Raw genomic sequence first — 21,490 nt, 5'->3', positions numbered from 1 at the left:
GATAGACGCCGCCAACCAGACCTCAGGTCCAGTTCGCATGATTGTTGCGATTAAATCGCAAGAGCATTGAGGCGCGGATTGGATTTACGCCGCGTCCGGAGCGAAATGCTCCGCGAGGAGGCTCAGAGCCAGATGGTGTTGGGACCGTCGATCGACGGCTCCAGCGCCTCGCCTTGATAGAGCCGGGTCAGGGGCGTGGTGACGCGGTCGGTCGGGCCGGACTTGAACCGGGGGCCTCCAAAGGCGGCGATGGTTGCGTACTGCCGCTCCAGCGCGCGGCGATCCTGGACCGCGACCGGGCGCACGAAGGCCATGATCGCCTGGCGTTTCAGCCAGGCCGGCGCGCGGCCCTTCGGCGTCGTCCAGCAGCCGAAGCCCCGGAAGCGGTCCTGCGTCTCGGGCACGAAGAAGGCCGTGGCGCACAGGGTCAGGCTGTCCTTCTTCTCCCAGCGCCCCTGGAACGTCACCGGCGGATAGTAGCGGCCGACGCTGCGCTGGCGATCGCCCTCCAGCAGCCGCGACATCCAGCCCCGGTCGGGCTCGTCCTGCTCGTAGACCACCTCGACGCCGTCGGTGTGCTGGATCACCGTCTGGCGCACGGCCTGCCGCTTGCCGCTGACCCGGATCAGGCCGTCGTGGACGAAGTTGGTGTGGAACGGGTCGAGGATGTTCTCCAGCGCGTCGAGGGCGCGGGCCTTCCACGGCGGCTGGCTCCACCAGAAATGATCGTGGTCGGGGTCGCCCAGCAGCGGCGGCAGCACGAGGTCCGGTTGCTCCGGATCCGGCTCCAGCCGCACGAACACCGCCCCGTGCCGCTCGACCAGCTCGATCCGCCGCGCGCCCAGGCGCTCCGCGTTCACCGCCTCGCTGGTCCCGGGGATCTCCACGCAGCCGCCCGAACCGTCGAACCGCCAGCCGTGATAGGGGCAGCGGATCGCGCCATCGACCACCTTGCCGTCCGACAGCGGATAGTTGCGGTGCGGGCAGCGATCCTCCAGCGCCGCGGCCGCGCCTTTGGCGTCGCGGAACAGCACCAGCGGCACGCCGGCCAGCTGGCGCGCCAGGGGCTTTGCCGTCAGCTCGCGGGACAGACAGACGGGCAGCCAGGTTCGGGTCAGGCCGGCGGGGAAGGGCGTCATCCGGCGGCGATCCTTTCCAGGGTCGGGGTCAGGGCGTCGAGGGCCTTGGCCAGCAAGGCGTAGCCCGCCCGCCGCCAGGGGGGAAGATGGTCGTCGAACACCATCTGGTGCTCCAGCGCCGGCGTCGCGCCCCGGTGACGCTTGAAGGCCGCCGCGCCGGCCGAGCCGTTGACCGCCAGGCCCTGCTCGACGGCGTGCTGGACCGCCAGCGCCATGGCGATCCGGAACAGGCCTTCGGTCTCGGGCCGCGTTCGGTCGTGGCCCAGCATGGGCGTGGCCAGTTCGCCGTCGCAGGTCTGGTCGGCGGCGAAGGCGACGATCTCGCCCGACGGCGCGCGCACCAGCGACAGGCGCAGCACACCCGACGTGATGCCGGCCGCCAGCGCCGCCGCCGTGTAACGCGGATTGGCGCCGGAATACTTGGCTATGTAGACGCCGGCATAGAGCGCCAGCAGCCGCTCGATCTCCTCCGGTGTCGGCCTGGCGTCGGTCTCGACCGTGAAGCCGCCGGCCGCCGTCAGAGCCAGGTCACGCCGGACGTCGCGGCGCGGCGCCCATTGCCGCTCCGGATCGGGCAGGCGCCAGATCAGCCGGCTCAGCAGCCGCCGCCCGCCAGCCGCCTGCATCCGCGCCAGCAGGCCGGCGTGATCCACGGCGTTCAGGCTGCGCCAGACGATGGCCCGGCCGGGATAGGCCACACGCAGCGCCGTCAGCGCCTCGCCCAGTTCCGCGCCGTCCCAGCCGCCGTGCAGGCTGGTCGAGAACAGCAGGTGGTTCACATGGACGGCGTCGTCGGCTCGGGTGATCCGCAGCAGGCCCTCGGCCAGCCAGGACGCGGCCTTGGCCGCCAAGGCCTCGCCGCCCTTCAGTTCGCGATCGATCTCCTCGCGCAGCGTTCGTCCGTAGGTCACCGTCGGCGCGGTCAGCCAGCAGGCCTGCCGTCCTTCCGGGACGACCAGGGCCAGCGCCCGGTCGCGCAACTGCAGCGAAGCCAGGTGGAAGCGGGCGTTCTCCAGCGCGCCGTCGGGTCCCAGAGCGGCCAGGGCGCGGGCATAGGCGCCGACCGTCGGATCGCCCCAATCCAGCGCCGGATCGTCCACGGTCGCGACCCGCACCGCGCTCACGCCGGGTCTCCGTTCCACTCGATGTCGGCCGTCATGGCGGCGGCCAGCGTACGGCCGGTCGCCAGGGCCTTCAGGCCGAAGGCGGCGCTGTCGACCAGCGCCCCAAGCAGCGGCGCCCGGTCGCCCGGCGCGGTCAGCACGTCCCGGCCGTCGCGCCGCAGAGCGTTCCATTCGGTCAGACGTCGTTCCCGTAGCGCTGCCGGCAATCCCAGCAGCCACAGAGCCGGCGCGACGTGCAGCGGTGGCGGGGCGTCCGGCTCGACGAGCGGCCCGTCCGCCAGGAAGGCCCGGCCGAACGCCGCGCTGCGCTGGAACAGGTGCACGCCGCTCGTCGCGCGCGGATTGCACTCCAGCAGCCACGGCAGCCCCTCGGCGTCGAGGATGACGTCGCAGGCGAACTGTCCGTCGCCGACGATCCGCTCAGTCAGCCGGGCGGCCAGGTCCCGCAGCACCGCGACCGTCTTGGCCGGCGGCGCGACGAACGCGTAGCTGGCGCCGCCCCGATCGCGCCACGCCGAGCCGTAGGCGGAAAACGCCGCCAGCCGTCCGCCTCGCGCCACGGCGTAGAACGACACCTCGGTCCCGACCACGCAGGCCTGCGCCACCCACGGCCGCTCGGGTGATATCGGCAGGGCCGCGACCTGTTGCGCCATCGGCCGGATCAGGGCGTGAACGCCGAAGCGGGAATATTCCGGCTTGAACACAAGCTCGCCCGCCGGCGGTAGGCCGGCCAGATCGGCCGGGTTGGTCAAGCTCCAGGTGCGAGGAACCGGCAAGTCTTCGGCGACGCAGGCCGCCGCGAACAGCCGCTTGGAATGCAGCCTCCGCAGCGTCGAAAGCGACGGCGCGAACAGCGTCGCGGCCAGGGTAGGGCGCCGCTCGGCCAGGGCGGCCAGGTGGAACACCTCCTCGCATGTCGGGATGACCAGGGTCGGCGTCAGCGTGTCGATCAGGTCCTCGACGTCGTGGGCGAAGGCCTCGGGCCGCGTCACCGGCGAGGCGTAGGCGTGCACCGCCTCGGGCGCCTTCGACAGCCGCGCCGCCCGTGACCGGCTGCAATCGGCCATGCGCACGCGGACGCCGGCCGCCCGGAACGCGCGGGCCAGGTCCAGCGCCGCCGGGGCCCGCGCGCCGGTGATCAGGACCAGCGGCGCGCCGCTCACGCCCGCCACCGCACGCGCCGCCGCTTGGGCCGGTTCTCGACCTGGGCCGAGACTTCCGTGGTCACCGGCCAGTCCACGCCATGCGCCGCCAGCAGCGCCTCGGTCGCCGCGCGGGCCGGCGCGACGTGCGCGACCTCTTCGACCAGCACCCGAACCTCGCCCGGCGAAGCCTCGGCCCGCCACGGCGCCAGCGGCGGCAACGCGGCCTCGAGCGCCGCTTCGATCTCGCGCGGAAAGATCATCGTCTCGCCCGCCCGCCAGACGTCGCCGACCCGGCCCTCCACCGGCCGGATCGCCAGCCGCGGCGAGCCGCAGGGGCAGGGCGGGGCGGGTTCGATCAGGTCGTCCAGCCGCACCCGCACCACCGGCTGGGCCGTGCGGCGCAGGTCGGTGACGATGGGCCGAAAGCGCGTTCCGCCGGGCAGGGGATCGCGCTCGACGATCAGGTTCTCCTCGTTGAGGTGCAGGGTCCCCATGCGGCACGGCGCGCCGAGGAAGCCTTCGGTTGCCTGGTAGAGCGGCGCGGGATGGCGGCCGAAGGTCCGGGCCAGGACCTCGCCCTCGCGCTCGCCCATCGGCTCGGCCCCGTAATAGAGGCCCTCCAGCCGATCGGCCCAGCCATCGGTCTCGCCCAGCCGCGCCAGTCCGGCCAGCACGTGCGGCGGGGCCACCAGATGGGTCGGCGCGAAGGCCCGCAGGGCGGCCGCCTGGGCCTGCGGGGTCTCGTCCAGACCGATGAAGGCGAAGGCCGCCCCCGCGCCGCCGATATCCTCGTAGAGCCTGTTATTGGCCCGCAGGATCAGGGCGGCGCGGATCGGGGCCAGCAGTCGTCCCGGCGCGACCAGTTTGCCCAGCAGGGTCCCGATGTAGTGGTCGCGCTCGGCCGGGGTGGTCAGGAACACCCCGCGCGCGCCCTCGCTGCCGGTCGAGAAGCCCGCCTGGGCGCCGCCGGGCAGGGCGATCTCGCGCCCATCCTCGGCCGCCTGCGCCGCAGCCAGGATCGAGGCCGTATCCAGCCCCAGGCTGTTCCAGGCCGAGAGGTCGCCGCGCACCTGCGCCGGCTCGCGCACCGGAAAGTCTTCCACTGGACGCCCGACCAGGGACGCCAGCGCCGGCGTGCGGGCCAGGGCCGGCGCGAGACGCCGCCACAGCCGGGCCTGCCGCCGCTCCAGGGCCGCGCGGTCGCGCAACGACCGCTCGGCCAGCCGCGCGTCCAGATAGGCGGCGGCGATCCGGCCGGCGCGGGCCAGGCTCAAGGAGCCTCCGCGGTCGCCGCCGCCTCCCGGCAGTGCGACGGGGTCAGCACCACTTCGGGGGCCCGCGCGTGCAGGGCGTGCAGGTCCGCCAGGGTCGCGCGATAGCGGTCGGTGCGGCCCAGCAGGGCGGTCGTGAAGGCCGGGGGCGGGCGGTTCTCGCGGATCGCCTTCAGCGACCAGGCCGCATCGCCGACGAAGAACCACAGTCGATCGTCGCTCCCCCGCGCCGCCAGCCCCCAGTGGCCGGGGCAATGGCCGGGCAGCTCGACGGCGATCAGGCTTCCGTCGCCCAGCAGGTCGGCGCCGGTCTCGAACGGGGCGAGCTGCGCGGGCAGGGCGCAGCGCGGCCGGTCCTCGAAGAACACCGCCCGCGCCTCGACATCGCCCGGCAGCAGCCCCGCCAGCAGTCCCCGCCGCACGCCGGCGAACCGTCCCAGCCCCTGGATCTGCTCCAGTCCCGCGCGGGCGCATATGATCTTCGCGTTTGGAAAAGCCGGCAGTCCCGCCACGTGGTCGCCGTGGAAGTGCGAGACGATCACGCCCTGGATGTCGTCCGGCGTCAGGCCGAAACGCGCGATCTGGCGGGCTGCGGGCTCGTCCTCGCCCAGGGTCACGGGCGTCGCCAGCGCATAGAGCTTCTCGGGCCAGCGGCGGGTGGCGCGGAAGAAGGCCGGGTCGTAGCCGGTGTCCCATAGCAGCGGCCCCGCCGTCGGGTGCAGGATCAGGGCGGTCAGGGCCGGGAAGTCGACCGGGCACAGGCTGCCGCCGCGCAAGGCCGCGGCCTCCAGATGCACGCAGGCGCCGGCCTTCAGCAGGTGGATCTCGCAGCGCACGGCGCTCATGCCCGCGATCCTTCGGCCCAGCGCCGGGCCAGTTCAAGGGCGGCGGCGCGGGCGTCGTGGCGGGGCGTCCAGCCGAGGTCTCGCCGGGCGGCGGTCAGGTCGAAGGTCTGGGAGAAGGCCAGGGTCGCCGCGCCGTAGCGGGTGATCGGCGGCTCGGGCCGGCCGGGCAGCAGGGCCGCGACGCCCTCGGCCAAGGCGGCTCCGGCGAAGAGCAGCGGCCAGGGCGCGGACACCAGCCTCAGCGATCGCCCGGTCGTCGCGGCGAGCTCCAGCGCGAAGTCCCGCACGCTGATCGCCGTCCCGCCCGAGACGTTGAACGCCCGGCCGCCGACAGCGTCGCGCCGCTGGTCGGCCAGCACCAGCGCCTGGGCCGCGTCGCGCACGTCGGTCAGCTCGACCAGCGCCCGCCCGCCGCGCGGCAGCGGTGCGCGTCCCCGGGCGACCAGCGCCAGCAGGCGCGGCAGCAGCACCTTGTCGTCGGGACCGACCAGGGCGCGCGGCCGCACCGACACCGTGAAGAAGTCCGACCCGTTGGCCGCCAGCACCAGCCGCTCGGCCGCCAGCTTGGTGCGGGCGTAGGCGTTCATCGGCCGCGCGGCTGGCGCGTCGGCCTCGGTCAGGTTCAGCCGGTCGCGCGGTTCGGTGTAGATTGAGGGCGAGGAGACGAAGACCAGCCCCTCGCAGCCGGCGGCGCGGGCCGCGGCCAGCAGGTCGCGGGTCATGCCCACATTGGCCCGGTCGAAGGCCTCGTCCGGTCCCCAGGGGCTGGACAGGGCCGCCGCGTGGAACACCACGTCGATGTCCCGGCAAAGCTCGGCGGCCCGGCCCGGATCGGCGACCAGGTCGGCCTCCACCGTCTCGACGCCCATGGCCCGCAGCCGTCGCGCGGCCACGGCGTCGCGCCCCGTCGCGCGCACGGCGTAGCCTTGCGCCAGCAGGGCGGCGGTCAGGGCCAGGCCCAGCCCGCCCGTGGCGCCGGTGACGAGCGCCTGGCGCATCAGACCCGCAGGACCATCGCGCCGATGCTGATGCCGGCGGCCGTGCCGACCAGCAGCACGCTCGAGCCCGGCGTCAGCCGCCCGTCGCGCCAGGCGCTGTGCAGCGCCGTTGGAATGGAGGCGGCGATCTGGTTGCCGTGCTCGCCGAACACATCGACCACCCGGGCCGGATCCCCGCCGACCAGCTTGCGCAGGTGATCCAGGCCCGGCCGGCTGGCCTGGTGCGGCACGATCAGGTCGACGCCTTCGCGGTCGAGGCCGGCGTCCTCCAGCACCTTGTCGACCACCGGCGGCAGGCGCTTGGCGGCGGCCTTGAAGATGCCGAACGGGTCCATGTGGAACTTGGCGGCGTCCTCGAAGGCCTCCAGCCCGTCCTCCAGCCGCACGCGCGAGCCGCCGGCCTTCAGGGTGGCCAGGTCCCGGCCCTCGCCATAGCTCTCGAACCGGCGGGCCAGCAGGGCGGGACCGTCCGGGTCCTCGCCCGCCTCCAGGCAGGCCGCCGCCGCGCCGTCGCCGAAGATCGCGCTGGCCGTCGGCTGGCGCCAGTCCAGCCCCGCCGAGGCGATGTCGCTGGAGACCACCAGGGCCCGCCGCCAGCGCCTGGTGGCGAAGCCCATGGCCGCCACGTCCAGCGCCGCCAGGAACGACAGGCAGCTCTGGTTGACGTCGAAGGCGCTGATGCCCGAGCGGCCCAGGCCCAGGGCCTGCTGCACCAGGATCGATGTGCCAGGGATCGGCTGCTCCATCACCCCGCCGGCCCCGATCAGCACGTCGAACTCGCCATCGGCCCAGCCGGCCGCGGCCAGGGCGTCGCGCGCCGCCGCGGCCCCCATCATCGAGGCGGTCTCGTCGGGCGAGGCGAAGCGGCGCGAGGTCAGGCCGAACTGCGATTGGGTGAAGCCGGCCTCACGCCCGTAGCGGGCGTCCAGCTCGTCGGAGGCCAGGGCCTGTCGGGGTTCGTAGACGCCCAGGCCGCACAGCCGCAGCGGCGTGAAACCAGACATTACGCGACCCTTCCAAAGCGCTACAACAATCAACGCTTAGTCGCATGCACTCGCGTCCGCAACGCGGCGCAATGCTGGCGCGCAAACAAAAAGGCCTCGCTTTCGCGAGGCCTTTCCGTAATTCCGAAGTCGGAAGAAGCGCTTAGCCGCGCTTTTCGACGTCGATGTAGTCGCGCTGGGTCGAGCCCGTATAGAGCTGACGCGGACGACCGATCTTGCGGGTCGGATCCTCGAACATTTCCTTCCACTGGCTGATCCAGCCGACGGTGCGGGCCAGGGCGAACAGCACGGTGAACATGTTGGTCGGGAAGCCCATCGCTCGCAGGGTGATGCCCGAGTAGAAGTCGATGTTCGGGTACAGCTTGCGCTCGATGAAGAACGGATCGCTGAGCGCGATCTTTTCCAGCTCCATGGCCACTTCGAGCAGCGGGTCGTTGATGCCCAGCTGGCCGAGGACCTCGTGGCAGGTCTTCTGCATGACCTTCGCGCGCGGGTCGAAGTTCTTGTACACGCGGTGGCCGAAGCCCATCAGCTTGTGCTTGCGCGCCTTCACGCCCTCGATGAACTCGGGGATCTTGTCGACCGTGCCGATCTGCTCGAGCATCTCCAGGGCTTCCTGGTTGGCGCCGCCGTGCGACGGGCCCCACAGGCAGGCGATGCCGGCGGCGATGCAGGCGAACGGGTGAGCGCCCGACGAACCGGCCAGACGGACGGTCGAGGTCGAGGCGTTCTGCTCGTGGTCGGCGTGCAGGATGAAGATGCGGTCCATGGCGCGGGTCAGGACCGGGTTCGGCTTCCAGTCCTCGGCCGGGACCGAGAAGCACATGCGCAGGAAGTTTTCCGAGTACGACAGGTCGTTGCGCGGCGACACGAACGGCTGGCCGATCGTGTACTTGTAGGCGCGGGCGGCGATCGTCGGCATCTTGGCGATCAGGCGATGAGCGCTGATCTCACGCTCGCGGGCGTCGTCGACGTTCATGCTGTCGGCGTAGAAGGCCGACAGGGCGCCCACGGCGCCGGTCATGACGGCCATCGGGTGGGCGTCGCGACGGAAGCCTTCGAAGAACCGGTCGAACTGCGCGTGCAGCATCGTGTGGTAGGTGATGTTGTTCTCGAACTTGGCCAGTTCGGCGGCCGTCGGCAGTTCGCCGTTCAGCAGCAGGTGGCAGACTTCGAGGAACGACGACTTCTCGGCCAGCTGGTCGATCGGATAGCCGCGGTGCAGCAAAACGCCGGCGTCGCCGTCGATATAGGTGATCTTGCTCTCGCACGACGCGGTCGAGGTGAAGCCCGGATCGAAGGTGAAGTGGTCGCTTTCGCCATAGACCTTGCGGATGTCCAGAACGTCCGGACCCGTGCTGCCCTTGAGGATCGGCAGGTCGTAGCTCTTATCGCCGATCGTCAGCGTGGCTTTGTCGGTCATGCGAGAGACCCTTTCAATAATGGAACGATCAGTCCAGTTTTGTATTTCGCGGCTGCGTTATAGCGCCTCATGCGCGCGACGCCAGCGCGTCGTCAAGACGCCCCAGCGACTCGTCACGACCAAGGGCGGTCATGATCTTGTTCAGGTCGGGCGCCTGGGCCCCGCCGGTGAGGATTCCGCGCAGCGGCGGGCCGAACTTGCCGAAGCCGACAGCCTCCGATTCCGCGAACGATTTCAACAGCGTCTCCAGCTCCGAAACGCCCCAGGCCGGGGCGGCGGCCAACTGGTCACGAAGTCGTGCGAGGCGCGCGACCGTTTCCTCGGAAAGCTGCTTGGCGGTTTTTTCTTCGAGGACCAGCGGGCGCACCTTGAGCGCGAACGCCACGTGTTCACCCAACTCCAGGATGGTCTTGGCGCCTTCCTTGACCTGCGGAACGGCGCCGGCGATGCGGGCTTCGGCGTCGGCCGGCAGGTCGGTCCCGGCGGCGGTCAGGGCCTTCAGCGTCAGGGCGGTCAGGCGGGCGTCGTCGGCCTGGCGCAGGTGCTGGCCGTTGATGAAGTTCAGCTTGGCCCAGTCCAGGCGGGCAGGGGCCTTGACCACGTCCTTGATGTCGAACCAGCTGATCGCCTGTTCGTCGTTGAACACCTCGTCGTCGCCGTGGCCCCAGCCCAGGCGCGCCAGGTAGTTGCGCATGCCCTCGGGGATGTAGCCCATGTCGGCGAACTCGCCGACGGCTTGCGCGCCATGGCGCTTGCTGAGCTTGGCGCCGTCGGGGCCGTGAATCAGCGGGATGTGGCCGAAGGCCGGCACGGTCCAGCCATTGGCCTGGTAGATCAGGGTCTGGCGGGCGGCGTTGTTCAGGTGGTCGTCGCCGCGGATCACGTGGGTGACGCCCATGTCGTGGTCGTCGACCACCACGGCCAGGTTGTAGGTCGGGGCGCCGTCAGCGCGCAGCAGGACCAGGTCGTCCAGGTCGGCGTTGTTGAAGGTCACCGGACCCTTGACCTGATCGTCGACCAGGGTCGTGCCCTCGGTCGGTCCCTTGAAACGGATGACGTGCGGCAGGGTGGGATCGTTGGGCGGCGGGGCGTCGCGCCAGGGCGAGCGCAGGGCCGGCCCGCCGGCTCGGGCCAGTTCGCGCGCGGCGGCCAGCTCCTCGACGGTCATCCAGCAGCGATAGGCGCGGCCGGCCGCCAGCATCTCCTCGACGACGGCCCGATGGCGGTCGGCGCGGCTGTACTGGAAGACGACTTCCTCGTCGGACTTCATGCCCAGCCAGTCGAGGCCTTCGAAGATCGCGGCCACGGCCGCTTCGGTCGAACGCTCGCGGTCGGTGTCCTCGACGCGAATAAGGAACTTCCCACCCGTATGGCGTGCATATAACCAGTTGAACAGCGCCGTTCGGGCGCCGCCGATATGCAGGAAGCCGGTCGGCGACGGGGCGAAGCGGGTGACGACGCCGCTGGGGGCGGGGGAGGAACTGGACATAGGCTTCGAAGCTGACGGTCTGGAGGCCGCGGGGGCGGCGGGAGGCTCGGCGGCTGCGCGCGACGCAGGCGCCGGCCGCTGGGCGGCGCGTCTTAGCACGGCCGTTCGAAGGTGTCCTAGTCCCGCAGCGCTCGCTTCACAGGCGATCGATGAGGCAAGGCTCAACGCGGGCCGCTGGATGCTGTGGGCGCCGGTCGCCTTCGGCCTGGGCGCGGCCGGCTATCTGGAGCTGAAGGTCGAGCCTTCGTGGTCGCTGCTGGCCCTGGTCGCGCTCGCCTTGGCCGTGCTCGCCATCTGGAGCCGGGGTTGGCCACGCTGGAGCGGCCTGGCGATTCCCTTGACCCTGGCCGCCTTCGCCGCCAGCGGAGCCTTGGCCGGAAAGGTCCGCTGCGACCGGGTCGCCGCGCCGGTCATGCCGGTCGAGCGGAGCGTGCGGGTCATCGACGGCTTCGTCGTCGATGTGGTCTCGCCCGGCGCCGCCGGACCGCGCCTGCTGGTCGCGCCGGTGTCGATCTCACGGCTGTCGCCAGAAGCGACGCCCACCCGAATCCGGGTCAGCCTGGCCGAAGGCGAGGTCGCGCCGCCGCCCGGTTCTGCCCTGCGCCTGAAGGCCATGCTGTCGGCCCCGCCGCCGCCGGCCGCGCCCGGTGCCTACGACTTCGCCCGCGACGCCTGGTTCAACGGCGTGGGCGGCGTCGGCTTCGTGGTCGGCCAGATCGAGGAGACCGCGCTCGACCCGCCGCCCTGGCGGCTGCGCCTCTCCATGGCGGTCAACGCCGTGCGCTGGGATCTCGCCTCCCGCATCGTCGAGCGGCTGGGACCGGAGAGCGGCGGCATCGCCGCGGCCATGGTCACTGGCCACGAGGCCTGGGTGACGCCGGAGCAGACCGAGGCCATGCGCGCCTCGGGCCTGGCCCACATCCTCTCCATATCCGGCCTGCACATGGCCATCGTCGGCGGCTTCGTGTTCGCGGCCGTCCGTCTGCTGATCGCCGCCTGGCCGTGGGTCGCCCTGCGGGTCTCGGGCAAGAAGATCGCCGCCGTCGCCGGTCTCGCGGCCGTCGGCGCCTACCTGATCATCTCCGGCGCGCCGCCGCCGGCCCTGCGCGCGGCGATCACGGCCGCCGTGGCCTTCCTGGCGATCCTGGCCGACCGCCAGGCTGTCAGCCTGCACGGCCTGGCCCTGGCGGCCCTGATCATCCTGGTCGCCCAGCCCGAGTCGGCCGGGGCGCCCGGCTTCCAGATGTCGTTCGCCGCCACCGCCGCCCTGGTCGCCTTGGCCGAGGCCTGGCCGCGCCAGCCGCGCGAGATCTCCGTGCCCTGGCCGATCCGCTTCACCCAGGCCGCCATGGGCTGGCTCGCCATCAGCGTCGGCGCCAGCTTCGTGGCCGGCATGGCCACCGGTCCGTTCGCCATGCAGCACTTCAACCGCGTCGCCGTCTGGGGGCTGCCGGCCAACCTGGCGGTCTCGCCGCTGTCGTCCTTGGTGATCATGCCGTTCCTGGCGGTCGGCGCCGTGCTGGAGCCGCTGGGTCTGGGCGCGCCGTTCCTGGCCGTGGCCGGCTGGGGCGTCGACGCCATGACCGCCATCGCCCGCTGGTTCGCCGGCGCCCACGGCGCCCAGCAGGTTGTCGCCAGCGGCCCGCCCTTCACCCTGGCCCTGTCGTTCCTCGGCATCATGCTGCTGTGCCTGTGGAAGGGCCGGCTGCGCTGGCTGGGCGTCCCGCTGGCCCTGGCCGTGGCCCTCTGGCCGCGCCCTGCGCCGCCCGACCTGTGGATTTCGGCCGACGGCGCCACGGCCGCCGCGCGCCGGGGCGGGGAGGCGGTGCTGCTGCGCCCGGACGCCCGCCGCTTCGGCGCCGATCTCTGGGCCCGCCGCCGGGGTCTGACGCCCATCGCCGGCAAGGACTTCGCCTGCGACCGCGTCTCCTGCGCGCCGCTGCCGTCCGCCCCTGTCGCCGTCAGCCTGTCCTGGACCCGCCGCGCGCCCGACTTCGCGGGTTTGCAGCGCCTCTGCGCCGGCGCCCAGGTGGTGGTGGTGCGCGGATCCCGTCCCGCCGTCCTGCCGGCGGCCTGTCACGACGCCGTCGTGCTGGCGGGCGAGGATTTCGCGGTTGGCGGTTCGGCCGAGCTCTGGCGCCGCCGCGACGGCTGGTGGATCGTCTGGGCCCAGCCCCTGCGCGGCGCGCGACCCTGGGTGGCGACTGCTGACAGGAATGCGCAAGAACCGGGCGGATAGTCGCGGCCGGCGGCCGTAAGGACTCGCGCCCCGTACTGAAGGAAGACCCGATGACCGACGCCACTGAGCTCGCCGCCAAGTTCGCTGGAAGGCGAGCCGCCTTCCGCGCCCTGCACGCCGACGGCTTCTTCGCCCTGCCCAATCCGTGGGACGCCGGCGGCGCGGTCCGGCTCCAGAAGCTGGGCTTCAAGGCCCTGGCCTCGACCAGCGCCGGCATGGCCTGGTCCTGGGGCCGGGCCGACGGCGAGGTCACGGTCGACGAGGTGCTTGAGCATCTGCGCGGGCTGGTCGCCGCCACCGACCTGCCCGTCAACGCCGACTTCGAGGCGGGGTTCGCCGACACGCCCGAAGGCGTCGCCGCCAATGTCGCTCGCGCGGTCGAAACCGGCGTCGCCGGCCTGTCGATCGAGGATCGCACCGGCAAGGACCTCTACGACCTGCCCGACGCCGTCGCCCGCATCGCCGCCGCCCGCGCCGCCATCGACGCCTCGGGCCAGGACGTGATCCTGGTCGGCCGGACCGAGGGCTTCCTGATCGGCCGCGACGACCTCGCCCCGACCATCGAGCGCCTGGTCGCCTATGCCGAGGCCGGCGCCGACTGCCTCTATGCGCCGGGCGTGAAGAAGTACGACGACATCGCCGCCATCGTCGCGGCCGTGGCGCCCAAGCCGGTCAACGTGCTGCTGTGGGGACCGGACATGAAGCTCGCCGACCTGCCGGGCCTGGGCGTGCGCCGCGCCAGCACCGGCGCGGCCCTGGCCGCGGCGGCCTGGGCCGGCTTCGACGCGGCGGCGAAAGCGCTGGCGGTCTAGAGGTCCAGCGACCAGGTCTGGTCGATCAGGTCGTGGCCGAACTGGCGGCCGGGCGCCTCGTGGGTCAGCTGGAAACCGGCCTGCTCGTAGAGCCGGCGCGCGGCGGTCAGGACGCTGACGGTCCAGAGGTCGAGCCGCTGGTAGCCCAGCGCCCGGGCGCGTTCGACGCAGGTCTCGACCAGCCGCCGGCCCACGCCCAGGCCTCTGGCCTGCGCCTCCACATAGAGCAGCCGCAGCTTGGCCACGCCGGGCGCATCGCCGCGCACCAGGAAGATCGAGCCGACCATCCGGCCGCCGGCCTGCGCGATCCAGGCGTCGTCCCGGGCGGGATCGAAGTTGTGGTGGAAGTCGGCCAGGATGCCGGCCACCAGGGCCTCGTAGTCGCCGTCCCAGCCGTATTCGCTGGCGTAGAGCACCGCCTGGCGCGAGGCGACCAGGCCCAGGTCGCCGGGGCGCAAGGCGCGCAGCACGACCTCGGGCGCGCCGTCCTCGAACACCTCGTTGATCGCGCCGGCCGCCTCGAGCAGGCGCGCCCGCTGCAGCGGATGCAGTCCCTCGATCAGGGCGCCGACGCTGGCGCGGGTGTTGGCTTCGAGAGCGGCGAAGGTCGCGCGGCCCTCATTGGTCAGGCTCAGCAGCTGGTGGCGGCCGTGGGCCGGGTTCTCGCGCGCCGTGACCAGGCCCCGTTCGGAGAAGCGCTTGATCGTGCGGCTGACCTGGGCCGGATCCAGCCGCAGGGCGCGGGCGATGTCGGCGGCCATCGCGTCGGTCCGGTTGGCCAGCTCGTAGAGAACCCGCGCCTCGCTCAGGGTGAACGGGCTGCCGTCATAGCTGGCGTCCAGCAGGCCCAGGCGGCTTGTGTAGACGCGGTTGAAGGCGCGCAGGGTGGCGACGTCGGTGTCGTGGCGATCGGTCATGCGGCCTCCAATGTTGATTGTGTCAATATTGGATATTTATTGACTGAGTCAACACTGGCCGATTGGGCGGCCATCGCCGCGCCCCCGAAACGGAAAAGGGCGCGACCTCGCGATCGCGCCCTCGAACCGTCGTGCCGGCCTAACCGTCAGTGATAGCGGCGGATCAGTCCCACCAGCTTGCCCTGCACCTCGACCTGGTCGGGGCCGAAGATGCGGGTCTCGTACTTGGGGTTGGCCGCTTCGAGGGCGATCGAGCCGCCCTTCTTGCGCAGGCGCTTCAGCGTGGCTTCCTCGCCGACCAGGGCGACGACGATCTCGCCGCTGTTGGCCGTGTCGCCCTTCCGGATGATCACATAGTCGCCGTCCAGGATGCCGGCCTCGATCATCGAGTCGCCCTGCACCTCGAGAACGTAGTGCTCGCCGCCGCCCAGCATGCTCTCGGGCACCGGCAGGCGGTCGCGCTCGTGCTGGATGGCGTCGATCGGCGTACCGGCGGCGATGCGGCCCAGGATCGGCAGCTCGCGGCTGTCATTGGCGATCGGCAGGGTCGGGGCGGGCGCCGAAGGGGCGGGGCCGCCGCCTTCCAGCACCTGCGGCCGGAACGCCCCGCGCCCCTTGGGCGGGGCGGCCGTCGTGGCCTGCTGCGGCAGCTTCACCACCTCCAGCGCCCGGGCCCGGTGGGCCAGGCGGCGGATGAAGCCGCGCTCTTCCAGGGCGGTGATCAGCCGGTGGATGCCCGACTTCGACGCCAGGTCCAGGGCCTCCTTCATCTCGTCGAAGGAGGGGGAGACGCCGGTCTCCTTGATCCGTTCGTGGATGAACATCAGCAGCTCGTGCTGCTTGCGGGTGAGCATGACGGCCTCGCAAGTCGTCGCGGAACAAACCGCAAACCTTGCGAATGTTCTCTAGGTGTTCTTGGTTAAGGTCAAGTGAATTACGGCGACCGGCGTTCTGCCAGTTCGTTCGCGCCGTTCATGTCAGGACGCGGGGCCTAAATGACTGATTTTACGTCGGATAAGTCCGCCGTTCTCAGTCGGCTGCACGCTGCCGTGAAAACAGACCGGGCCGCGATTTTCCGTAGACGGTGCGATCGCGCCGCGCCGGAAGCTCCGAGAATATCGCCGCCGAGACCGCGATTCCCGGACCCCAACCGCCGATTCACAGCCGCTGGAACGACCGATTCCATCGCGGGCCGGCGCCGCTTTCCCACGAGAACACCACCATCTCGGCGCGACCGACCAGGTTCTCGAACGGCACGAAGCCCATGCCGATCTGCGCCGGCAGATTGGCGTCCACCGCCGGGTTCCAGGCGCAGCGGGCCTGGCCGGCCGGGATCGGGCCCGGGTCGAAGCGGCTGTCGAGCGAGTTGTCGCGATTGTCGCCCATCATGAAGTAGCAGCCCTCGGGCACGCGATAGACGGCGGTGTTGCCGGCCGCCGTGCGCGGGCCGTAGCTGTTGGCCAGATGCGTCTTGCCGCCCGGCAGGGTCTCGACGAAGCGCTCGGCGGGCAGCTCCCCGAACGGGGTGTCCTCCATCCGCGTCCCCAGGGGCTGTTGAACCACTGGCGCGCCGTTGATGCGCAGCACCCCGTCCACCACCTGCAGCTCGTCGCCCGGCAGGCCGATCAGGCGCTTGATGACGTCGGTGCGGCCATCGCCCGGCTTCTTGAACACCACCACGTCGCCGCGCCGGGGCTCGCGCCCCATCAGCCGACCATGGCCGATCTGCGGGCTGAACGGCGCCGAATGGCGGCTCCAGCCATAGGCGAACTTGTTGACCAGGATGCGGTCGCCGACCAGCAGGGTCGGCTCCATCGAGCCCGACGGGATCACGAACGGCTGGCACAGCACCGTGCGCGGCACGAGCACGATGGCCGCCGTCAGCGCCAGGGTCCTGGCCCAGTCGATCAGATGCGCGCCCAGTTTCGCGCGAAGCGACGTCTTGTCGGCGGTCATGCGAAAAGCCCCTCGATGTCGAACACCGAGGGGCATTGAGAAGCGCGAGCTTGGCCGAAACGTGGCCGAGCGCCGTTATGGGAAGTCTAGCCGATCAGCTCGCGGGTCGCGGCCGTGACGTCGGCCTGGCGCATCAGGCTTTCGCCGACCAGCATGGCGGTGGCCCCGCAGGCCTCCATCCGCACCACGTCGGCATGGGTGAAGAGGCCGCTCTCGGTGACCAGCAGCGAGCCGGCCGGGGCCAGCTTGGCCAGGCGCTCGGTGACGGCCAGGTCAACGACGAAGCTCTTGAGGTCGCGGTTGTTGACGCCGAACAGCGTCGCGCCCAACTGGCCAGCGCGCTCGGTCTCGGCCTCGTCGTGCACCTCGACCAGGGCGTCCATGCCCAGGCGCGCGGCCTCGGCCATCAGTTCGGCGGCCAGCGCATCGTCGATCATCGCCAGGATCACCAGGATGGCGTCGGCGCCCAGGGCGCGGCTCTCGGCCACCTGCCACGGGTCGACCAGGAAATCCTTGCGGATGCAGGGCAGGGCGGTCGCCGCCCGGGCGGCCACCAGGTATTCGTCGGCGCCCTGGAAGCTTGGGCCGTCGGTCAGCACGGAAAGGCAGGCCGCGCCGCCGTCCTCGTAGGCTTTCGCCAGCACGGGCGGATCGAAGTCGGCGCGGATCAGGCCCTTGGACGGCGAGGCCTTCTTGATCTCGGCGATCAAGGAGAGCTTGCCCGGCGCGTGCTTGGCCTCCAGCGCCGCCTTGAAGCCGCGCGGCGCCGAAGCGGTCTTGGCGGCGGCCTCGACCTCGGCCTGCGAGCGCACGGCCTTCCGGCCGGCGACGTCCTCGCGCTTGTAGTCGGCGATCTTGGCGAGAATGTCGGTCATGCTGGCTGTACTTCGGAATTGGTGGCGGCCACGAGGCCGGCGAGGGCGACCTTGGCGCGGCCGTCGTCGAGCACGGCCCCAGCCAGCTCCACGCCTTCGCGCAGGGTCTCGACCTTGTCGGCCACCAGGAAGGCGGCGGCGGCGTTGAGCAGCACGATGTCGCGATAGGCGCCGGTCTCGCCGTCGAGCAGGCGGGTCAGGGCCGCGGCGTTGAAGGCCGGATCGCCGCCGGTGATCTCGGCCAGCGAGGCGCGCTGCAGGCCCACGGCCTCGGGCGTGATGGTGAAGAGGCGGATCGCCCCCTCGCGCCATTCGGCCACCTCGGTCTCGCCGGTGATGGTCAGCTCATCCATGCCGCCGCCATGCACCGACCAGGCGCGCTCGGCGCCCAGGGCTCCCAGGGCGCGGGCGATCGGCTCGACGAAGCGCGGGGCTGAAACCCCCACCACCTGCCGCTTGGCGCCGGCCGGATTGGTCAGCGGACCCAAGAGGTTGAAAATCGTGCGGAAGCCCAGCTGCTGGCGGATCGGCGCCACGTGCTTCATCGCCCCGTGGTGCGACTGGGCGAACAGGAAGCAGATGCCGGCGCTGTCGAGCGCGGCGCGCTGTTGGGCCAGGGTCGCGTCGATATTGACGCCCAGGGCCGCCAGCACGTCGGCGGTGCCCGACTTGCTCGTCACCGCGCGGTTGCCGTGCTTGGCGACCTTGAGGCCCCCGCCGGCGGCGACGAAGCCCACGGCGGTGGAGATGTTCAGGGTGTGCAGGCCGTCGCCCCCGGTGCCGCAGACATCGACCACGTCATAGGGGTGTTCCAGGTGCACGGCGGCGCGGCGCATGGCGCGGGCGCAGGCGGCGATCTCGCCCACGGTCTCGCCGCGCAGGCGCATGGCGGTCACCGCCGCGGCCACCTGGGCCGGGGTCGGCTCGCCGCGCAGGCAGGCGCTGAAGAAGACCTCGGCGTCGTCTTCCGAAAGGGTCTGGCCGTCGGCCAGCTTGGCCAGCAGGGGCTTGAAGGCGTCGGACATCTGTTTGGCCCCGTCCTAGACCCAGATCTGGGCGTCGCGGCGCACGCCGGCCAGGTCGAGGAAGTTGGCCAGCAACTGGTGGCCGCCCTCGGTGGCGATGGATTCGGGGTGGAACTGCACGCCGTGCACCGGGCGGGTGCGGTGCTGCACGCCCATGATCTCGCCGTCGGCGGTCCAGGCGGTGACCTCCAGCTCGGCCGGCAGGTCTTCGCGGCGCACGGCCAGGCTGTGATAGCGGGTGGCGGTGAACGGGTCGGGCAGGTCCTTGAAGATGCCCTTGTTGGCGTGGCGGATCGGGCTGGTCTTGCCGTGCATGACCTCCTTGGCCCGCACCACTTCGCCGCCGTACGCCTGGCCGATGGCCTGGTGGCCCAGGCAGACGCCCAGGATCGCCAGGTCGTCGGGCGCGCCGCGCAGCAGCGGCAGGCAGATGCCGGCCTGGTCGGGCGCCTTGGGCCCCGGCGACAGCAGAACCGCCTGCGGCTTCAGGCCCAGGGCCTCCTGCACCGTCAGGTCGTCGTTGCGATGGACGACGGTCTCGGCCCCCAGCTCGTTCAGGTAATGCACGAGGTTGTAGGTGAAGCTGTCGTAGTTATCGATGACCAGGATCATGACGCCGCCTTTCAGGCCTCGCTTCTAGTCCGGGCAGGGGCGGCGCGTCATCCCTTTACGGAGAGAGTTTTTCTCTTTCGGGGCCCAGCGGCGAACAGCCGCGCCGCCGGGCCGTTGCCACCGGGGCGCGATCGGGCATGATTTCCCGCATGTCCGTCGCTGATTCCGCCCTCGACACCGCCGCCCTGTCCTACGCCCGCGCCCTGCTGCGCGCGCCGCGCCGGCGTCAGCGGATCATGCCCGTGCTGATGGCCGCCGCCTTCGCGGCCAGCGCCGCCGTCAGCTTCGCGGCCGTGATGGTCCTGGCCCCGCCGGCCGTCACCCAGCATCTGCCCAAGGAGCGCCTGGGCGACTAAAGGCCTCGGCTGCTCAAAATGGGTTCCCAAGGTTGTGAATCCGGCTTGATCTACCGAAGCGATGCGCCCAGCCTCCCGCATCTTTGGGATGCACGGGGGTGCACATGCGACAACTCGGACTCTTGGGCGGAGCGGCGCTGGCCCTCGCCCTGCCGGCCGGAACGGCCTTGGCCCGCCAGGCGGCGCCGGTCTCCGATCCGCCGATCCTCACCATGGTCGCGCCGGGCGAAGCCCCGCCCGAGTCGCCGCTGAAGCAGTTCGGCGCCGTGCCGGCCCCGCCTCCCAAGGGCGACGAGGTCGAGGCCAATCTCGACATCGTTCTGCTGAAGGCCAAGATCTGGAATCCCAACAGCGGCAAACAGATCGGCAAGGACAAGTACGAGGGCGCCTTCGACGACGTCGAGTTGCGGGCCTATCAGGACCGCCTGCATCCGTCGCAGCCTGGCCGGCCCTACGTCGCGCCGGCCCTGGTGTCGCGTCCGGGCCAGACGGTGCGGGTCAAGATCCGCAACCTGCTGCCGGCCGAGGCCAACTGTCCCGGCCACCCCGAGGACATCAATGAGCCGCACTGCTTCAACACCACCAACCTGCACAGCCACGGCCTGTGGGTCAGCCCGGCGGGGATCAGCGACAACGTCCTGCGCCAGCTGCCGCCCAATCCCACCTTCACCTATGAGTACGAGTACAACATCCCCGGCGACCACCCGGCGGGGACCTTCTGGTACCACCCGCACGTCCACGGCTCGACGGCGATCCAGGTCTCCAGCGGCCTGGTCGGCGCGCTGGTGATCAAGGGCGACCGGCTGCCGCGCGTGGTCGAGGCCGGCGGCGACCTGCCGGCCCGCAAGGTGGTTCCGGGCGACATCGACGTGCTGCTGGCCAAGTCGCCCGACCACGTCTTCGTGCTGCAGCAGATCCAGTACGCCTGCCGTGACGCCGAGGGCAAACCCAAGGCCCGCATCGTCGCGCCCACGCGCAAGAACTGGTACTGCGACGCTGGCGAGACCGGCGTGCTCGACAGCTACGACATCATCGGCGGCGGCAACTGGTCCAACTCCGGCCGCTTCACCACCGTCAACGGCGCCACGCTGGAGACCCTGAACCAGAAGGCCGTGGCCGGCGCGCCGGAACGCTGGCGGTTCATCCACGGCGGGGTGTCCGACACGGTCAAGATCTCGATCCGCAAGCGCATCGGAACCAGCCCGCTGGCCGCCCTGGCCAAGGTCGGCCCACTGGGCCAGGACGCCCTGATCGCCAAGGAATGCGCGCCCTCCAGCGAGGCGGTGTCGCAATTCGAGATCGCCGCCGACGGCCTGACCCGCCAGAAGGTGCTGGAGCGCAAGTCCACGGTGATGCAGCCCGGCTATCGCAGCGACCTGCTGGTGGCCTTCGCCGAGCCCGGCTCCTACTGCGTCATCGACGAGCTGGTGAACGTCCAGCAGTCGGGCGTCGAGGGCAGCGCCGAGCGTCGTCAGCTGCTGTTCGTGGTCGAAGTCGCGCCGGGCGCCGGTCCGGTCGCGCCGCCGGCCGACCAGGTCAGGACGCTGCTGGTCAACGCCGCCAGCAACCTGCCCATCGCCGATGCGACGCTTAAGGAGCAGGTCGTCGCCGACCTGCGCCGTGACCTGACCCTGACGTCGTTCTCGCCGCACCCGACCCTGCTGGCCGACAAGATCGACAACGAGCAGACCCTGGTCTTCTCGCTGCAGGCGCCGCCGTCCAAGCCGGGCGGCAAGTCGGGGCCGGGCATCGGCCGCACCGACACCGACGTCAAGCGCTTCGATCCCAACGACTTCTCGCGCACCCTGGTGCTGGGCGACACCGACCGCTGGACGCTGTCGGTCCAGAAGACCGACTTCAAGGTCGGCCACCCGTTCCACATCCACGTCAATCCGTTCGAGCTGGAATCGGCCACCAAGGACGGCGTCGACCTGACCAAGGATCCGAACTCGGAATATTTCGGCCTGACGGGCGTCTTCAAGGACACCCTGTTCGTCGAGCCGGGCGTCGTGGTGAAGGTGCGCAGCCACTACGCGCGTTACATCGGCGACTTCGTCCTGCACTGCCACATCCTCAACCACGAGGACAAAGGCATGATGGAGATGGTCCGCGTGGCCGATCGCGGTCCCGACGGCAAGCCGATCGCCCTGGGCCATGGCCTCACCGACGTCGCCGGGCCGGAAGGCGCGGCCCGCCCGCCGGGCCATATGGATCACTGAGGAAGGAAACCCTCGTCCTTCGACAGGCTAAGGATGAGGGG

The 21,490-nt window shown here is 71.3% G+C and carries 19 protein-coding genes; 4 read left to right on the top strand and 15 right to left on the bottom strand.

The window, feature by feature from the left end; all coding sequences use genetic code 11:
- Window positions 1-122: 122 nt before the first annotated feature.
- From AC1RRS_RS16885 to gltX, 9 genes are all read right to left on the bottom strand, one after another.
- Entirely contained in the window at window positions 123-1,139 is a 1,017-nt protein-coding gene (locus AC1RRS_RS16885; RefSeq protein ID WP_492856121.1) for a Rieske 2Fe-2S domain-containing protein, read from the bottom strand.
- Window positions 1,136-2,263 carry a hypothetical protein gene (locus AC1RRS_RS16880; RefSeq protein ID WP_492856120.1) on the bottom strand — a complete coding sequence of 376 codons (1,128 nt, stop codon included), beginning with the start codon at window positions 2,261-2,263 and terminating at the stop codon, window positions 1,136-1,138. Before AC1RRS_RS16880 ends, AC1RRS_RS16885 begins: the two co-directional genes overlap by 4 nt.
- The gene (locus tag AC1RRS_RS16875; protein ID WP_492856119.1) at window positions 2,260-3,435 is read right to left on the bottom strand and encodes an ATP-grasp domain-containing protein; all 1,176 of its coding nucleotides are present in this window, start codon (window positions 3,433-3,435) and stop codon (window positions 2,260-2,262) included. The genes AC1RRS_RS16880 and AC1RRS_RS16875 overlap by 4 nt, the downstream gene beginning before the upstream one ends.
- Entirely contained in the window at window positions 3,423-4,682 is a 1,260-nt protein-coding gene (locus tag AC1RRS_RS16870; protein ID WP_492856118.1) for a cell division protein FtsA, read from the bottom strand. Before AC1RRS_RS16870 ends, AC1RRS_RS16875 begins: the two co-directional genes overlap by 13 nt.
- Complete coding sequence (locus AC1RRS_RS16865; RefSeq protein WP_492856117.1) at window positions 4,679-5,524, bottom strand: MBL fold metallo-hydrolase; 846 nt, start codon at window positions 5,522-5,524, stop codon at window positions 4,679-4,681. The genes AC1RRS_RS16870 and AC1RRS_RS16865 overlap by 4 nt, the downstream gene beginning before the upstream one ends.
- Window positions 5,521-6,522: an NAD-dependent epimerase/dehydratase family protein gene (locus tag AC1RRS_RS16860; protein ID WP_492856116.1), complete on the bottom strand. Its 1,002-nt coding sequence runs from the start codon at window positions 6,520-6,522 to the stop codon at window positions 5,521-5,523. The genes AC1RRS_RS16865 and AC1RRS_RS16860 overlap by 4 nt, the downstream gene beginning before the upstream one ends.
- A complete protein-coding gene (locus tag AC1RRS_RS16855) occupies window positions 6,522-7,526 on the bottom strand; it encodes a 3-oxoacyl-[acyl-carrier-protein] synthase III C-terminal domain-containing protein (protein WP_492856115.1) in 1,005 nt (334 codons plus the stop codon). Before AC1RRS_RS16855 ends, AC1RRS_RS16860 begins: the two co-directional genes overlap by 1 nt.
- Window positions 7,527-7,668: 142 nt before the next feature.
- Window positions 7,669-8,949: a citrate synthase gene (gltA, locus tag AC1RRS_RS16850; protein ID WP_109102818.1), complete on the bottom strand. Its 1,281-nt coding sequence runs from the start codon at window positions 8,947-8,949 to the stop codon at window positions 7,669-7,671.
- A 67-nt stretch (window positions 8,950-9,016) separates the two neighbouring features.
- On the bottom strand, window positions 9,017-10,438 hold the full coding sequence (gene gltX / locus AC1RRS_RS16845; RefSeq protein ID WP_492856114.1) for a glutamate--tRNA ligase: 1,422 nt from the start codon (window positions 10,436-10,438) through the stop codon (window positions 9,017-9,019).
- A gap of 178 nt (window positions 10,439-10,616) precedes the next feature.
- Between gltX and AC1RRS_RS16840 the strand changes: the two genes are divergently transcribed.
- Complete coding sequence (locus tag AC1RRS_RS16840) at window positions 10,617-12,677, top strand: ComEC/Rec2 family competence protein (RefSeq protein WP_492856113.1); 2,061 nt, start codon at window positions 10,617-10,619, stop codon at window positions 12,675-12,677.
- Window positions 12,678-12,727: 50 nt separating this feature from the next.
- Window positions 12,728-13,489 (top strand): isocitrate lyase/PEP mutase family protein, encoded by a 762-nt coding sequence (locus AC1RRS_RS16835; protein WP_492856112.1) that lies wholly within the window; start codon window positions 12,728-12,730, stop codon window positions 13,487-13,489.
- Here the strand turns inward: AC1RRS_RS16835 and AC1RRS_RS16830 are convergent.
- The 6 genes from AC1RRS_RS16830 to AC1RRS_RS16805 all read right to left on the bottom strand — a co-directional run bounded on the left by AC1RRS_RS16830 (window position 13,486) and on the right by AC1RRS_RS16805 (window position 18,874).
- The gene (locus tag AC1RRS_RS16830) at window positions 13,486-14,406 is read right to left on the bottom strand and encodes a bifunctional helix-turn-helix transcriptional regulator/GNAT family N-acetyltransferase (protein WP_492856111.1); all 921 of its coding nucleotides are present in this window, start codon (window positions 14,404-14,406) and stop codon (window positions 13,486-13,488) included. The genes AC1RRS_RS16835 and AC1RRS_RS16830 overlap by 4 nt on opposite strands.
- 146 nt (window positions 14,407-14,552) lie before the next feature.
- The gene (lexA, locus tag AC1RRS_RS16825) at window positions 14,553-15,260 is read right to left on the bottom strand and encodes a transcriptional repressor LexA (protein ID WP_492856110.1); all 708 of its coding nucleotides are present in this window, start codon (window positions 15,258-15,260) and stop codon (window positions 14,553-14,555) included.
- 304 nt (window positions 15,261-15,564) lie between these two features.
- Window positions 15,565-16,362 carry a signal peptidase I gene (gene lepB / locus AC1RRS_RS16820; protein WP_492856109.1) on the bottom strand — a complete coding sequence of 266 codons (798 nt, stop codon included), beginning with the start codon at window positions 16,360-16,362 and terminating at the stop codon, window positions 15,565-15,567.
- An 86-nt stretch (window positions 16,363-16,448) separates the two neighbouring features.
- Window positions 16,449-17,237, bottom strand: coding sequence for an indole-3-glycerol phosphate synthase TrpC (gene trpC, locus AC1RRS_RS16815; RefSeq protein ID WP_492856108.1), 789 nt, complete (start codon window positions 17,235-17,237; stop codon window positions 16,449-16,451).
- Window positions 17,234-18,262 (bottom strand): anthranilate phosphoribosyltransferase, encoded by a 1,029-nt coding sequence (gene trpD / locus AC1RRS_RS16810; RefSeq protein ID WP_492856107.1) that lies wholly within the window; start codon window positions 18,260-18,262, stop codon window positions 17,234-17,236. The genes trpC and trpD overlap by 4 nt, the downstream gene beginning before the upstream one ends.
- Before the next feature lie 15 nt (window positions 18,263-18,277).
- Window positions 18,278-18,874 carry an anthranilate synthase component II gene (locus AC1RRS_RS16805; RefSeq protein WP_110122092.1) on the bottom strand — a complete coding sequence of 199 codons (597 nt, stop codon included), beginning with the start codon at window positions 18,872-18,874 and terminating at the stop codon, window positions 18,278-18,280.
- Window positions 18,875-19,023: 149 nt separating this feature from the next.
- Here AC1RRS_RS16805 and AC1RRS_RS16800 point away from each other — a divergent pair, with 149 nt between their 5' ends.
- Window positions 19,024-19,230 carry a hypothetical protein gene (locus tag AC1RRS_RS16800; RefSeq protein ID WP_199228632.1) on the top strand — a complete coding sequence of 69 codons (207 nt, stop codon included), beginning with the start codon at window positions 19,024-19,026 and terminating at the stop codon, window positions 19,228-19,230.
- Between the two features lie 104 nt (window positions 19,231-19,334).
- A complete protein-coding gene (locus AC1RRS_RS16795) occupies window positions 19,335-21,449 on the top strand; it encodes a multicopper oxidase family protein (protein ID WP_492856106.1) in 2,115 nt (704 codons plus the stop codon).
- Window positions 21,450-21,490 lie beyond the last annotated feature (41 nt).

This window comes from Caulobacter sp. GW821-FHT12A07 (assembly GCF_058807655.1).
The sequence above is the reverse complement of the archived record's forward strand: the minus strand, read 5'-3'. Positions and strand labels throughout refer to the sequence as shown.

Coding starts and splice junctions, on each gene's coding strand:
- AC1RRS_RS16865 (WP_492856117.1), bottom strand. CDS start 5,524: ATGAGCGCCGTGCGCTGCGAGATCCACCTGCTGAAGGCCGGCGCCTGC.
- lepB (WP_492856109.1), bottom strand. CDS start 16,362: ATGACCGCCGACAAGACGTCGCTTCGCGCGAAACTGGGCGCGCATCTG.
- AC1RRS_RS16885 (WP_492856121.1), bottom strand. CDS start 1,139: ATGACGCCCTTCCCCGCCGGCCTGACCCGAACCTGGCTGCCCGTCTGT.
- AC1RRS_RS16855 (WP_492856115.1), bottom strand. CDS start 7,526: ATGTCTGGTTTCACGCCGCTGCGGCTGTGCGGCCTGGGCGTCTACGAA.
- gltX (WP_492856114.1), bottom strand. CDS start 10,438: ATGTCCAGTTCCTCCCCCGCCCCCAGCGGCGTCGTCACCCGCTTCGCC.
- AC1RRS_RS16835 (WP_492856112.1), top strand. CDS start 12,728: ATGACCGACGCCACTGAGCTCGCCGCCAAGTTCGCTGGAAGGCGAGCC.
- AC1RRS_RS16830 (WP_492856111.1), bottom strand. CDS start 14,406: ATGACCGATCGCCACGACACCGACGTCGCCACCCTGCGCGCCTTCAAC.
- AC1RRS_RS16860 (WP_492856116.1), bottom strand. CDS start 6,522: ATGCGCCAGGCGCTCGTCACCGGCGCCACGGGCGGGCTGGGCCTGGCC.
- AC1RRS_RS16840 (WP_492856113.1), top strand. CDS start 10,617: ATGCTGTGGGCGCCGGTCGCCTTCGGCCTGGGCGCGGCCGGCTATCTG.
- trpD (WP_492856107.1), bottom strand. CDS start 18,262: ATGTCCGACGCCTTCAAGCCCCTGCTGGCCAAGCTGGCCGACGGCCAG.
- AC1RRS_RS16795 (WP_492856106.1), top strand. CDS start 19,335: ATGCGACAACTCGGACTCTTGGGCGGAGCGGCGCTGGCCCTCGCCCTG.
- lexA (WP_492856110.1), bottom strand. CDS start 15,260: ATGCTCACCCGCAAGCAGCACGAGCTGCTGATGTTCATCCACGAACGG.
- AC1RRS_RS16800 (WP_199228632.1), top strand. CDS start 19,024: ATGTCCGTCGCTGATTCCGCCCTCGACACCGCCGCCCTGTCCTACGCC.
- gltA (WP_109102818.1), bottom strand. CDS start 8,949: ATGACCGACAAAGCCACGCTGACGATCGGCGATAAGAGCTACGACCTG.
- trpC (WP_492856108.1), bottom strand. CDS start 17,237: ATGACCGACATTCTCGCCAAGATCGCCGACTACAAGCGCGAGGACGTC.
- AC1RRS_RS16805 (WP_110122092.1), bottom strand. CDS start 18,874: ATGATCCTGGTCATCGATAACTACGACAGCTTCACCTACAACCTCGTG.